Below are 13872 nucleotides of genomic sequence, written 5' to 3' on the forward strand. Positions count from 1 at the left end.
CCTAATCATCGAAATTTAATCTATCACTTCTAGGCGCAGGTGTTTCGCTATGAATTTCGCTGTGATTTTCGCCCTGCTCTTCGCCCAAATTTTCCTCGTCCTCATCAAGCTCTGGTTGCAAAATCGAGCGCACGCCAGAGTGAGTGATATACTCATAAACAAAAATTTGCTTCGCTATCAAATTTAGAGCCTCTTGCATAGTACGAAGCGTCTCGCCCACATCCTCAAAGCACGAATTTAATATCTCATTGACGCTGGCTGGATTTGGCACGAAACTATCCCCCATAGCGTATTCATAGACCATTTTTTGCGCCAGCTCGGTAGCCTCTTTGACATCGTTTGAGCCGTTTGTAAAGGCGTCGTTTTTGTGTATCGCAAGGGCTGCTGTGCCACTGAGTAGGACTTTGATTTGATTTAGCATTTGGGTTTTGGAGCGGATTTCGAAATCATCGTTTAAAAATTTATCGTTTAAAAGCTCGATTTTATCGAAATTCATCGAATACCAATACGCGATTAGCGCCTTTGCAGCCTGATAAAATGCTTGGATTTCTTTTTCGTTTTCGGTTAAAATTTGGCTTTTTTGCACACCATAAAATACCTTTGTGCGCACATTTTCGAAGTCTATTAGCTCGATTTTATCGCTTCCCCTCTCTAATGCCTTCATCGCAGCCTCATTGACAAATGTCGCCACGCCTGCCCCGCTAAATCCCACGCAAAGGCGACTAACCTTGGTTATATTTAAATCAAATTTTTTATCCGCAAGATAAATTTTTAAAATTTCAATCCTGTCTTTGTAGTTTGGTAGTGAGATAAAAATGCGCCTATCAAACCTGCCAGAGCGAAGCAGAGCCTCATCGATCAAATCAATTTTATTCGTCGCGGCGATGACCATTACACCGCTATTTTCTTCAAATCCGTCCATTTCTGTTAGAAGCTGATTGAGCGTAGCCTCTCTCTCGTCATTTCGCCCAATGCCCCTTTTACCGCCCACAGCGTCGATTTCATCAATGAAAATAATCGCAGGCGCGCAGGATTTTGCCTTGGCAAAGAGCTCCCTGACGCGCTTTGCGCCCACTCCGACAAACATCTCAGCAAAACTCGCCCCACTTTGGTAAAAAAACGGCACGCCAGCCTCGCCGGCTACGGCCTTTGCAATTAGCGTTTTTCCCACACCAGGAGCCCCTATCATCAAAACGCCTTTTGGAAGTTTTATGCCAAATTTTTGGTATTTGAGCGGATTTTTTAGAAAATCTACGATTTGGATTAGCTCATCTTTGACCTCGCTAATGCCTGCGATATCGCTAAATTTCACATCGCTTTTAACTGGTTCAAATGAGTTTGGTGCGAAATTTTGCGGCGCAGTATTTTGGGCTTGCGAAGCTAAATTTTGCCCTTTTTTACGGCGCGAAAGCACGGTTTCGAAATAATAGACAAAAAGAAAAAATGCAAAAGTGAAAATCACCAAAATCGCGCTGATTGTCATTTCGCCACCATTGCCGTGCGATTTGCTGATAACTGCGTGATTTGCTAGCTCTTTGAGATCGACGATATCGGCTAAAATGCGGTATCTTTTGCCCTCGTAAATGAAATTTAGCGCGCCGTCCTCGATATGGGCTCGCTTGATCAAATCCCTTTGCATAAGCTCGCTAAATTCGCGCTCGCTGATGTATTGCGCGTCATCTTTGAAATACACAATACTAAGCAAAACGATAAGCAATCCCAAAAACACAAGGATCAAATTTAGCTTGTTTGCCTTAAATTTCTGCCACATTTGACTCAAATTTGACTTCATAATCTTCTATCCTTACCCATTTTTTAGATAAATCTTTTTCGCTTTTTATCAAAATTTTATTATAAAACTCATCGTATCCTTCGAAAAATTCGCCGTTTTTGCGCTCTACTAGCACCGAAAGTGGCGATTTTCGCGCTTTGCGAAACTCGAAATTATTTAACGCTACGATATTTTTAAGCATTTTAAGCCTAGCTTTCGCCACTTCGCCATTAATCCTCCCACTCATCGAAGCAGAAGCTGTGCCCCGGCGTGGAGAGAAAATAAAGGCGTGCAGGTGCGTAAGCGGGAATTTTTTGAAATTCTCAACCGCCTCGCCCCAGACTTCCTCGCTCTCGCCTGGGTGAGCTACAATGAAATCAGTGCCTAGCGCAAAGCCCATCTCGCCCAGCTCCAAAAACAGCTCCAAATCCCTAAACGCCGTGTTTCTGCGACGCATAATGCTAAGCATAGTCTGCGAAGTGTGCTGCAAAGCGATATGCAAATGTCGCTCCAAAAAGCTCTCGCCCAAAATTTCGCGAAAACTCTCATCAATCTGACTTGGCTCGATTGAACCCAGCCTAATGCGCTTTATGCCTGAAAGGCTGCCAAGCCTTTGCAACAAAGCCCCAAGAGATGTGGCGCTATCTTTGCCATAGCTACCGATATTTGTGCCAGTTAGGACGATTTCGCTAAAACCATTTTGGGCTAAATTTCGCGCCTCATTTATAATCAAATTCTCATCAATAGAGCGCGCGCGCCCCCTTACAGAGGGGATTATGCAGTAAGCACACGAAAAATCGCAACCCTCTTGAATTTTGATAAAGGCTTTCGTGTGATTCTCAAAATCGCCGAGCACGCTACTTTCTTTATACTCCAAATCTCCGATATCGTAAAATTTCGTATCTGCGCGCAAATACTCATCGATTTTGGCCTTTTGACTCATACCAAAAACGCCAAAAATTTGATTTTTTGCTAGCAAATTTTGCCCCTGACTAGATACGCCACAACCTGTTAAAATCACCCTTTTTCCAGCCCTATTCATACGCGAGATATAGCCTCTGACATCGCTATCTGCGCCGTTTGTAACGGTGCATGAATTTACCACAATGATATCTGCTTCGCTCTCATCGCCCACAATCTGCGCGTTTTGCACCATTTTTTTGATTAATTCAGTATCGTAAATGTTCGTGCGACACCCAAAGGTCTTAAAATACACCCTCACCTATACTTCCCCCATAGGTGGCTCGTTTGGCTCGAAATTTGGCGCTTTGTTTGCGCCATAAGTTTTGCCGTTGTAAAGCGTGTAAGCTGGGTAAGCGATTTTGATATCATCTTCTTTTTGTAAGCTTTCTAAAATTTCGCTTGAAATATTGCTTCTAAGCCCCAAAGTAGCGTATGAATTCGTCATATACCAAACCGAAATTTGAATACCATAAGGCTCAAAAAAGCTAAAAATTCTAGGCTCGACATTTGGGTTTTTTATGCTGTATTGAGAGCGGAGTTTTGACATTTGCTTTTTGGCGATATCGGTGTAGCCTTTCGAATACTTCCTGACTATGTTTTTGATGATATACATAGCTTTTTTATGATTGCTATCAAATGTGAGTAAGATATCAATGCCGTCCCAAACGGTCTTTAACCCAGAGTGCGTATAATTAGCCAGCAAATCTGTAAAAATGTAGTTATTCGGTATAAATACAACCCTGCCGGCGCGTTTGTTTTCTCGCCATGTAGTCATCGTAACATCTTCGAAAATCGTCATTCTAAGCACGGAAATATCGATGATATCGCCCACATACACGACACCATTTTTGCAGACTTTGACGCGATCCCCTACCCTAAATGTGCCGCCAAATACGATTACAAGCCAGCCAAGCGAGCTCATAAACATATCCTTCATCGCAATCGCCAAACCAGCCGAAGCAAAGCCTAGCACGGTGACAAAATGCGTCATGTTATCAATATACGAAAATAGCAAAATCAGCACGATAATGGTGAAATTTATGACATTTATGATTTTATTGACAAGGTAGAAATTTTCGTCATTTATGACATATCGTTTGGCGATAAATTTGGCTAAAAACGCCAACGCCAAAACTATGCCAATCCATATAAGGATATTTCCAGCACGCTTGATTTGCGCCGTGATATCGGCAGTTAGCGCGGTGATTTGGGAGTTTATTTTTTTCTCATACACATCATAAGTCGTCCCAGCAAGCTCGTAAGCAGAGCTAAATTCGCCGATTTCATATTTTAAATTTTCGTAATCTTTGATGAGTTTATCATCTGGGGAAATTTTCTCCACTTTGGCGTATAATTCGGCCTTGGTTTCGAGTTTTTCTATCAAAACCTTTAAATTTTCAATTTTTCGTTTTTGCTCTAATTTTTGCTCTTGCAAATTTCGAATCGTCGAAAAGCCCGTGATTATCGAAAATGGATTGCTCACACGCTCTGGTTCTGAGGTCTCTGGCATAGCGACAATGTCCAAAAATGGGCTTTTTTCATACTCTTTTAAAAGCGAGAGTTGCTCATTTACGGCGCGAAGTTTTTTGCCTACTTCGTTGATCTCGTCCGCGTCGTTTAGGGATTTTTGCTCATCTTGCAGGATTTTTTGCTGTTTTAAAAGCTCTTGGTAACCGATGAAATTCGCAAATCTGCTAACCCAAAGATTGTTTTTGATCTCCTCATCAATCGCCCTAATCTGCTCGCCAAGCGGAGCAATCATCGCTACATCAGCACTTTCGCTCGAATTGACATATTCTTTATTTAATCTAGTGGCGGAGCTGTTTTGCTCTGATAAGCTTAAATTTTGCTCTGCTAAATTTTCGCTTAAATTTCCCTCGCCAAAAGCAAAAACAAAAAATAAAAAAAGAGTTAAAATTTTATTCATTGAAACGCTCTTAATGTCGATTTTACGAGATTTTCATCGATATCATCAGATACGAAAAAATCACCAATTCCCTTTGGCATGATGAATTTTATCTTGCCTGAGGCGCTTTTTTTATCCAAATAAAACATTTCGTAAAATTTATCTACATTTTGGATTTTGTAGCTTAGCGGAAGTCCGAATTTAGCAAGCAGCGCGCGAATTTTCTCTGCTTCGTTTGCGCTTAGTTTGCCAAGTCTTACAGCCAAATCATTTGCCATAACCATACCAATAGCCACAGCCTCGCCGTGCAAATACACAGAATAATTCGTCAAATTCTCAATCACATGCGCGAAGGTGTGTCCGTAGTTTAGCACCGCTCTCACGCCGTTTTCGCGCTCATCTCTCGCCACGACACCGGCTTTTATTTCCACGCATTTTGCGATGATATGGGCTACTTCGCTCTCATTTTTCAAATCATGCTCGCAAAAATACTCAAATAGCTCTTTATCAAATGTAACCGCCATTTTCACAGCTTCCGCCACACCTGCGCCAAATTCGCGCGCTGGCAGGGTTGAGAGAAATTTACTCTCACAATACACGGCGCGTGGTTGATAAAATGAGCCGATTAAATTTTTGCCGAAGCGGTTATTCACGCCTGTTTTTCCGCCTACGCTAGCATCTACTTGGGCTAAAAGCGTGGTTGGGATATTTATGAAATTTATTCCTCTTTCATAAATACTAGCGCAAAACCCCGTAATATCGCTAATCACGCCACCGCCAAGTGCTATTAGCGTGCTTTTGCGATCTAGTTTGGAGCTAAAAAGTTGCTCTAAAATTTGCTCGACGCTGGATAGATTTTTATACTCTTCGCCATCAGGAATTGTGATGATAAATTTCTGCCCACACTCCAATCTCTCCAACAAATACGAGAGCCAAAGCCCGCTAACCTTGGGGTTTGTGATGATTGCGACCTTGCCAGGAAGTGAAATTTTGGCTAATTCGTCGATAAAAACGCCGTAACTTTTCTCTTTCAAATCAATATCAATTTTCATATTCTAACCCCTTTATTTGCCTTATTGTAGCATAAATTTTGCATTTTTTTACCCCATATCGCATGGAAGAAAAATTTGGTGATTGTGGCTTAGTTTGAAATACATTTTATCAAGGTCTTTTTTAAAAATCGCTGTCGATTTCGGGGCTAAAATTTTATCACTAAATGGCACAAACTGCAAGAAATCACTCTCGCTACTAAGCTCGATTAATGGGTTTTTGTTCATATCATCGTGGATTATGAGCTCTTTTGAGAAAAGCTTTGACAAATTTAGATAATTTTGCACAAACTCGCCACCTTTGCCGCCGTTTTCGTTAAAAATATACAGGTGAATATTCATACCAAGCTGCGAGCTGATATCAAAAACCACGCTTGATTCCTCGTCCATATTCGCTCCGCCATTTACCACCACACTGCGTTTTATCGCGTCTAGTTCGCTCTGCCCTAGGCTTAAAATCGGCACGCCAAGACTTTGCAAATAGGCTTTGTTTTTTTCGAAAATCTCCCTCACACACACGACCAAACCAGCCTTATTTTCGCTCACATCGCCGTTTAAATTCGATATATTTTTCTCTTTATAATCAATTAAAATTTCAAATTTTTCATCATCGCTTTTGGCCTTAATTTCCTCGAAACTAGGCGAAATTTTGGGATTTACCACCCTAATGCAAATTTTGTGATTTTGAAGCCTGCTATCTAGATACTCCACCGCTCTTAGCGTCTTATAAATCGAGCTCTCGCTCATTTCCTTCATATCAATTAGCGCATAAATATTTATCCCAAATGGCGATGGAAACTGGCCGTTTTGCTGTTTAACCTGCGCAAATACCGCGCGCAAGGCACTTGGCTCGCCCACGACCAAAATCGTATCGTTTGGATAAATCACCGTGCTTTTTGTGGTGATTATGTAGGTATTGTGGCGATAAATCATCGGGATTTTGTATCGCTTTGAGCTTAGAGTGCCTACCTTGCGATAGGCAAACGAGCTTCCCACAGGGATTTTTACCTCCATTATCTCGCCCCTACCAAGCCCCACATACTGCGCAAAAACCGGGCTATCTGGCAAACAACCCATAAAACGAGATGAATTTAGCGATAAAACATTTAAAATTTTAATATGCTTTTCTTCTTTATACTCTTGCACCAAATCCCAAAAATCCGCAAGATAAATTTCCAAATTTGGCGCAATTTCTTTAAGATTATTCAGGCTCACCCTAGCGTCAAATTCAATGTCCATTATCATTATGCACCTATCGAATTCGCCCTGATTTACTACTAATTTTAGCCTTTCTATGCTTGTAGGATCGAAAATCTCCACGCTGAAATTTTGCATACCCAAAATCCCCTCAGGCACGCAGGAGCTGTCTTTTGCGATGATGAAGTATTCGTGGATAACATCTTTGGATTTGTAAATTCTATTTAAAAAATGGCGCGCGAAATCGCCACTTGCTATGATTAAAACTTTTTTCATTTTTATCCATTAAATTTTGATTTTTCAAAATTATATCAAACATGGCTGAAATTTAAGCGTTTTTGCAAACTCTTTCAAAGAATTTTAAGATATAATTAAAGGTTAATTTTCACAAAAAAGAGGCTAAAATGAACGATAAAATCACAATTATCGGCGCAAGAGAACACAACCTAAAAAATATAAATTTGAAAATTCCAAAAAATAAATTAGTCGTTTTTACGGGGCTTAGCGGCTCTGGCAAATCCACGCTAGCCTTTGATACACTCTACGCTGAGGGTCAAAGACGCTATGTAGAGAGCCTTTCGGCGTATGCTAGGCAGTTTTTAGACCGCGTGGGCAAGCCAGATATCGACAAAATCGACGGCCTAACCCCAGCGATCGCGATAGATCAAAAAACCACCTCCAAAAACCCGCGCTCGACCGTTGGCACGATAACTGAAATTTACGATTATTTGCGCTTACTTTACGCTAGAACAGGCGTGCAACACTGCCACCAATGTGGCAAACCAATCTCAAAAATGAGCTCATCTGATATCATCGCCGAGGTTATGAAACTCCCAAATGGCGCGAAAATTTCAATTTCTGCCCCGCTTGTGCGCGAAAAAAAGGGCACTTTTGCTGATTTGATCGAAGATATGCGAAACAAAGGCTATGTCAGAGCCCAGATTGACGGCGTTTTAGTCAGACTTGACGAAGAAATCGAACTAGCCAAAACCAAAAAACACACGATTAAAGTAGTCATCGACCGCGTCAGTATCAGCGAAGAAAACGCCACGCGAATCGCAAGCGACATCGAAAATTCCTTAAAACTTAGCTTTGGCGAGGTCGAAATAGATATCGCAAATGCCGATGAATTCGGGCTTGCGCACGATCATATCCATTACAGCGAACACATGGCGTGCTTTGATTGCAAAATTTCATTTACTCCACTCGAACCGCTGACTTTTAGCTTCAACAGCCCCAAAGGTGCGTGCGAAGAGTGCGACGGGCTTGGGATTAAATTTAGTCTAGATTTAGCTAAAATCATAAACGAGGCAAATTCTATCGAAAACGGCGCGATTAAGGTAATGTCAGGGTTTAACAAAAGCTATTATTATAAATTTTTGCTCGGATTTTGCGCGGCAAACGATATCCCCACAGATGTCCCATACGCCGAGCTTGACGAGGCGCAAAAACAGCTCATTTTATACGGAAGCGCGAAAGAAGTGCCGTTTTATTGGAAATCGCACAAGCTAATGCGTAAATTCGAGGGCGCAATCAAATACGCCTATGATTTGCTAAAAAACGAAAACGATTTAGACGAATATATGAGCGAAAAAACCTGCTCTGCTTGTGGCGGACTGCGTCTAAAACCCCAAAGCCTAGCTGTAAAAGTCGCTAGTAAGGGGCTTGGCGAAGTGGTGAAGACAAGCATAGAAGAAAATGTCAAATTCTTTGGCGATGAGAAAAATTTCGCCCATTTTAGCCCGCAAGAGGCGCAAATCGCGGCGCCGATTTTAAAAGAAATCAACGAAAGGCTATTTTTCTTAAACGATGTTGGTCTTGGATACCTGACCCTTGGGCGCGACGCACGCACAATCAGCGGTGGCGAGGCGCAACGAATCCGCATCGCAAGCCAGATTGGAAGCGGACTAAGTGGTGTAATGTATGTCCTAGATGAGCCTAGTATCGGGCTTCACGAGCGCGACACACAAAAGCTAATCAATACACTTAGAAATTTACAGCAAAAGGGAAATTCCGTAATCGTCGTCGAACACGACAAAAAAACCATACAACAAGCAGATTTCGTCGTAGATATCGGACCTGGGGCTGGTAAATACGGCGGCGAGGTCGTATTTAGCGGAAGTGTGGAAAATCTGCTTAAAAGCGACACGCAAACCGCGCTGTATATGAACAATCAAAAAACGATTGATTACCAAAAAAACCGCCCGCAAAAAGAGTGGTTAAGCATAAAAAATGTCGAAATCAACAATATCCACGACCTAAACGCGAAATTTCCTTTGCGAAATTTAGTCGGAATTACCGGAGTTAGTGGCAGCGGCAAAAGCTCGCTCGTGCTTCAAACAATCCTGCCAGCGGCATTAGAGGAGCTTAACCGCGCCAGAAATGTTAAAATTCTAAAAAATGCCAAAATTTCAGGCCTGCAAAATTTAGACAAGGTCATCTACCTAGACCAAAGCCCAATCGGTCGCACCCCACGCTCCAATCCAGCCACTTACACTGGCGTCATGGACGAGATCCGTGCGCTCTTTGCGCAGACAAAAGAGGCGATGATGAGGGGGTATAAAATCGGGCGATTTAGCTTCAATGTCAAGGGCGGGCGTTGCGAAAAATGCGCAGGAGAGGGCGAAATCAAAATCGAAATGCACTTTTTGCCCGATATCAGCGTAGTTTGCGACGCATGCGGTGGTTCGCGCTACAACGCCCAGACACTTGAAATTTACTACAAAAACAAAAATATCGCCGAGGTTTTGGCGATGAGTATCGACGAGGCTTTGGAGTTTTTCAAAGCTGTGCCAAAAATACACCAAAAGCTAAAAACCCTCCAAGATGTCGGCCTTGGCTATATCGCGCTAGGTCAGCCTGCAACCACGCTAAGCGGAGGCGAGGCTCAGCGCGTCAAACTCGCAAAAGAGCTAAGCCGCACGGATACTGGCAATACACTTTATATCCTCGATGAGCCAACCACTGGCCTACACTTCGCCGATGTCGATAGGCTGGTGCAGGTGCTTCATCACCTCGTGGATTTGGGCAATTCGGTCTTTGTCATCGAGCATAATATGGATATCATCAAAAACTGCGACTATCTCATCGACATGGGGCCAGAAGGTGGCGATGGTGGCGGAAAAATCGTAGCGCAAGGCACACCAAAACAGCTGGCGAAAAACTACAAAAAAACGCGCTCATATACTGGGGAGTTTTTAAACGAAGAATTTGCAGGGTAAAATTTGGGTGAATTTGGGGAAATTTAGCGTGAATTTTGGAGTTAAATTTGACAAATTTAGTTTAAAATTTGCATGAAATTTGCGCTAATTTTCCCAAATTTTCAAATTTAGATTAAAATTCATCTACGATAAATTTCATCTTTGCACGCGCGTGAAATTTCGCCGTTTTTGCAGGCGTTATCTAAAATTCGCAAGAACTCACCCGCAAATTTTGGATCGTCATAAAATTTCGCTATCGCCTCTGTAATCCTGCCTGGCAAATTCGCAAATTTCGGCACAAAATTCGCCCTTGGCTTCAAATTTATCTTTTCGATTTCATTATAAAGACAGCTAAATTTACGATTTATTTTGCAATTTTCTATGATTGCGCGCCTTAAATTTCACTGATTTTGGGATTTAAGTTTGAATAAAAATGGTGGTTAGAGGCAGAATCGAACTGCCGACACGCAGATTTTCAGTCTGCTGCTCTACCGACTGAGCTATCCAACCACGAAAAAAGAAAAATCATTTTATTTAAACATTGCTTAAATAATGATAAAATTTGAGAAATTCGGCTAAATTTCAGCCGAATTTACACAAAATTTCCAAATAAAGACAAATTTTAGGGTATAATGGCGCGAAATTTACAAAATTTACGAAATTTACAAATTTAAGGATTTTTATGAAAGCGATTTTTTCGATTTATATCCTCGCTCTTGGCGCGCTCATCGGTATCGAGCTTAGCCTTGGCGCGCTTGTGGCTCCTACGATTTTTTACCCGCAAAGCCTCATTGGCGAGGGCGTGCTTAGCCACTTCCAAAGCGGTCAGATGATGAGCGCGATTTTTGTCAAATACAACGCCATTTTAATGCCGTTTTCGATAATTTGCCTCATTTTTGAAATGGTAAATTTCAACAACAACAAATCCCAGCCGTTTAATCTCAAATTTTCAACCCTCATGTTAGCGCTCATAAACCTCATTTTAGCGACACTTTTCGTGCTGTATTTCACGGAATTTATCCTTGACGCGCAAAAGCTAGGCGAAGCAGGCACGCAAACAGCCGAATTCGCCCAAATCCACAAAGCCAGCGAGTGGTGCGCCAAGCTAATGATAATCGGGCAAACGGTGCTGTTTTTCCTAAAAATGGTGCCGAACTTGCGCATAGGCAGAGGCGATGAAATTTAGGATTTATTACGACGATACCGACGCGCAGGGCATCGTCTATCACGCAAACTACATAAAATTTTGCGAGCGGGCTAGAAGCGAGGCACTAATGCGCGCGGGCGTGAGGTTTTTTGGCGAGCACTCGCATTTCGTGGTGAGCGATTTGCAGGCGAAATTCCTGCGCTCTGCGGTGCTGGGCGACGAACTAGAAATCAAAACCACGCTCAAAGAGCTAAAAAACGCAAGCGCGGTGCTGACGCAAAAAATCTACAAACTAAAAGATATAAATGGGCACGAATTTGACGAGCTAATCTTCGCCCAAGATGTCAGAGTCGCATACCTGCAAAACGGCAAACCTGTGAAATTTAGCGACGAAATCGTGGAGTTTTTCAAGGGGTTGTGAGGTTTGGCAGGGCTAAATTTTGCAAATTTAAAATATAAAAACTTGCTTTTATCTACCGAAATTTTAAAAGAATTAAAGGGGCTAAAATAAAATTTAATAAAAATATAAAATTCGGTGGGCAAGGATACCCACCCTGCGGTGCTTTTAGTGGAATAAAAAAATGAAAAATAAAAAAATAAAAGAAATAGTATATGGATACTCTATCCCGTTTGTATTTGTGATAAATATAATTTGTCCGTTTATTTTGCCAAAAAATGCTGGAAGTGGTGAAACTGGGCTTAAATTTGTAAATTTTATGAAACAATTTTTTCCAAATATAGAATATTATCAAAGTCTCAGCACAATGCCGAATTTCACAGCATTTTTTACTAGTGTATCGTGGGTAATCACAATATTTTGTATGTTTGGCATATTAATGCGAACCGATTATGCTAATAAAATTTTTGAAAATTTTCGATTTTTTTCAAAAAGTATTTTGTTGCTTATTGGTATTTTTATGCTTGGTAAAGGTATGTCAGAAGCGACCTATACTGGCAAAATGATTTCTGTGTTTTATAAAAACAAAGAAATATTAATAAATTCGGTCTTTCAACATACATTTATTGGATTTTTACAATCGTCATTTTATTTTGGCGTATTTTGTCTTGTAAATGTGATTAGTTGTGTATTTTACGGTTTTAAAAATTTAAAGAAATCTTAATATAAAGGAGAAAATTATACCAGATGATAATAATTCAGTTGGTAGTCAAAGATGAAATTTGATAAAAATATAAAATTCCGTGGGCAAGGATGCCCGCCCTACGGTGCTACGGCGCTAATTGAGATTGAAACAAATAAGGATAAAAAATCTAAATGAAATTTCAACTAATTTTTGGCGGAATTTTTTTGATAATACTTGGTGCAATTTTAGCTGACGGATTTAAAATTCCAAGTAAAAGTGGCTGGGTTGAGCCAACTGGTTATATGATAGGTTTTTATCTACTATTAGGTGTTATCTATCTAATATTTGGTGTTTTAAACAAACCAAAGCACTCGGACTTTTTTAGATGCAAAAAATGCAAAAAAGTTTATAATTTTTCCGACACAAAAGATATGATTTGCCCTAAATGTGGTGGCAAACTCCAAGATTATGCCGAATTTGAAAAAGAACAAGAAAAGGAAAAACAAGACGAATTTAAAGAAGCTGAGAAATTTCAAGAAGAGTGGATAAAACAAATCAAAGAAGAAAGGAAAAAGAAATAAGTATCGTAGTGTGAGCACCTTGCCCACCATAAGGTTACCAAAATTTTCGCTAGGCAACTTGCCACACTACAACTAAAATTTCGGCGCAGTATCCAAGATTGCCTCAGCATGGAATTTTAAAAGCGATTGCGAAAACCAAAAAGCAGTCCTCGCAACCGAAATTTTAAAATTTTAATACGAATAAACTAATCCATATTTTTCAGTGATTTTTTTCAACTCGCCGTTTGCCTTCATCTCGGCGATTACTTTATTTACGAAGCTTTGCAAATCGCCCTTGTTTTGCGACATCAAAGCCCCGATTTCATCGCGCGTAAATGGACTTTCTAGCAGCGGAGCGGCTAGCTTAGGGTTGTTTGCCACATAATACGGCGCCTCAGTGGTCTCTGTTATCATCACATCGGCTGCGCCTTTTGCGATTTGCGCTGGGATCTCGGCGTTTTTCTTATGGACGATGATTTTAGCGTTTTTAAAATTTGCCCTCGCAAATTTCTCGTTCGTTCCGCCCGGGTTTATCATCACGCGAACGCCCTTTTTATCAATACTCTCTAAGCTTGTAAATTTTGCAGCGTCGCCCTTGCGGCACAAAATCGTCTTACCGCTAGCAAGGTAGCCATCGCTCATTAGCATAGTTTTTTTGCGTGTTTCGTTAATCGTAATGCCGGTAGTAGCGATATCGAAGCGCTCTGCCATAGTATCATCGCTCAGACTTGGCCAGCTAGTAGCGACGAACTCAGGCTCCACGCCAAGCTTCTTGGCGATTGCTTTTGCGATATCGATGTCAAATCCCCATAGCGTGCCGTTTTGCTCGCGCACACTTAGCGGTTTATAATCCCCAGTAGCCCCCACTAGGATAGTTCCGCGAGATTTGATTTGATCTAGCGTAGGTTGGTTTAACGCGGGTTGATTACTCGCACAACCAGCGAGCAAAAACAAAAACGAAAGCCCTAAAAAAAGTGTTTTGAAATACTTTTTCATG

At 41.2% G+C, this 13872-nt stretch carries 12 protein-coding genes and 1 tRNA gene; 5 read left to right on the forward strand and 8 right to left on the reverse strand.

Going from position 1 to position 13872, the window contains the following annotated elements:
- Position 1: 1 nt before the first annotated feature.
- From OFN98_RS03545 to OFN98_RS03565, 5 genes are read right to left on the reverse strand one after another with little or no spacing between them, the layout of a single operon-like run.
- Positions 2 to 1792, reverse strand: a complete 1791-nt coding sequence (locus tag OFN98_RS03545) for an AAA family ATPase (RefSeq protein ID WP_270874556.1) — start codon at positions 1790 to 1792, stop codon at positions 2 to 4.
- Positions 1755 to 2993, reverse strand: coding sequence for a tRNA (N(6)-L-threonylcarbamoyladenosine(37)-C(2))-methylthiotransferase MtaB (gene mtaB / locus OFN98_RS03550; protein ID WP_270874555.1), 1239 nt, complete (start codon positions 2991 to 2993; stop codon positions 1755 to 1757). The genes OFN98_RS03545 and mtaB overlap by 38 nt, the downstream gene beginning before the upstream one ends.
- Entirely contained in the window at positions 2994 to 4661 is a 1668-nt protein-coding gene (locus OFN98_RS03555; RefSeq protein ID WP_270874554.1) for a mechanosensitive ion channel family protein, read from the reverse strand. It lies immediately after the preceding gene.
- A complete protein-coding gene (gene aroB / locus OFN98_RS03560) occupies positions 4658 to 5692 on the reverse strand; it encodes a 3-dehydroquinate synthase (RefSeq protein ID WP_270874553.1) in 1035 nt (344 codons plus the stop codon). Before aroB ends, OFN98_RS03555 begins: the two co-directional genes overlap by 4 nt.
- A 48-nt stretch (positions 5693 to 5740) precedes the next feature.
- Positions 5741 to 7162: a TrkA C-terminal domain-containing protein gene (locus OFN98_RS03565; protein WP_270874552.1), complete on the reverse strand. Its 1422-nt coding sequence runs from the start codon at positions 7160 to 7162 to the stop codon at positions 5741 to 5743.
- A 128-nt stretch (positions 7163 to 7290) separates the two neighbouring features.
- Between OFN98_RS03565 and uvrA the strand changes: the two genes are divergently transcribed.
- Positions 7291 to 10107: an excinuclease ABC subunit UvrA gene (gene uvrA / locus OFN98_RS03570; protein WP_270876603.1), complete on the forward strand. Its 2817-nt coding sequence runs from the start codon at positions 7291 to 7293 to the stop codon at positions 10105 to 10107.
- 119 nt (positions 10108 to 10226) lie between these two features.
- Here the strand turns inward: uvrA and OFN98_RS03575 are convergent, their stop codons facing one another.
- Positions 10227 to 10385, reverse strand: a complete 159-nt coding sequence (locus OFN98_RS03575) for a hypothetical protein (protein WP_270874550.1) — start codon at positions 10383 to 10385, stop codon at positions 10227 to 10229.
- 135 nt (positions 10386 to 10520) lie between these two features.
- A tRNA-Phe gene (locus tag OFN98_RS03580) sits at positions 10521 to 10596 on the reverse strand.
- A 172-nt stretch (positions 10597 to 10768) separates the two neighbouring features.
- Here OFN98_RS03580 and OFN98_RS03585 point away from each other — a divergent pair.
- The 4 genes from OFN98_RS03585 to OFN98_RS03600 all read left to right on the forward strand — a co-directional run bounded on the left by OFN98_RS03585 (position 10769) and on the right by OFN98_RS03600 (position 12896).
- Positions 10769 to 11272: a DUF4149 domain-containing protein gene (locus OFN98_RS03585; protein ID WP_270874549.1), complete on the forward strand. Its 504-nt coding sequence runs from the start codon at positions 10769 to 10771 to the stop codon at positions 11270 to 11272.
- The gene (locus OFN98_RS03590) at positions 11262 to 11654 is read left to right on the forward strand and encodes a YbgC/FadM family acyl-CoA thioesterase (RefSeq protein ID WP_270874548.1); all 393 of its coding nucleotides are present in this window, start codon (positions 11262 to 11264) and stop codon (positions 11652 to 11654) included. Before OFN98_RS03585 ends, OFN98_RS03590 begins: the two co-directional genes overlap by 11 nt.
- A gap of 160 nt (positions 11655 to 11814) precedes the next feature.
- The gene (locus OFN98_RS03595; protein WP_270874547.1) at positions 11815 to 12354 is read left to right on the forward strand and encodes a hypothetical protein; all 540 of its coding nucleotides are present in this window, start codon (positions 11815 to 11817) and stop codon (positions 12352 to 12354) included.
- A gap of 152 nt (positions 12355 to 12506) precedes the next feature.
- Positions 12507 to 12896, forward strand: a complete 390-nt coding sequence (locus OFN98_RS03600) for a zinc ribbon domain-containing protein (protein WP_270874546.1) — start codon at positions 12507 to 12509, stop codon at positions 12894 to 12896.
- Between the two features lie 171 nt (positions 12897 to 13067).
- On the opposite strand, the gene OFN98_RS03605 is transcribed toward OFN98_RS03600, so the two are convergent.
- Positions 13068 to 13871, reverse strand: a complete 804-nt coding sequence (locus OFN98_RS03605) for a transporter substrate-binding domain-containing protein (protein WP_270876604.1) — start codon at positions 13869 to 13871, stop codon at positions 13068 to 13070.
- Position 13872 lies beyond the last annotated feature (1 nt).

This window comes from Campylobacter sp. JMF_15 NE4 (assembly GCF_027737645.1).
GTDB lineage: Bacteria > Campylobacterota > Campylobacteria > Campylobacterales > Campylobacteraceae > Campylobacter_B.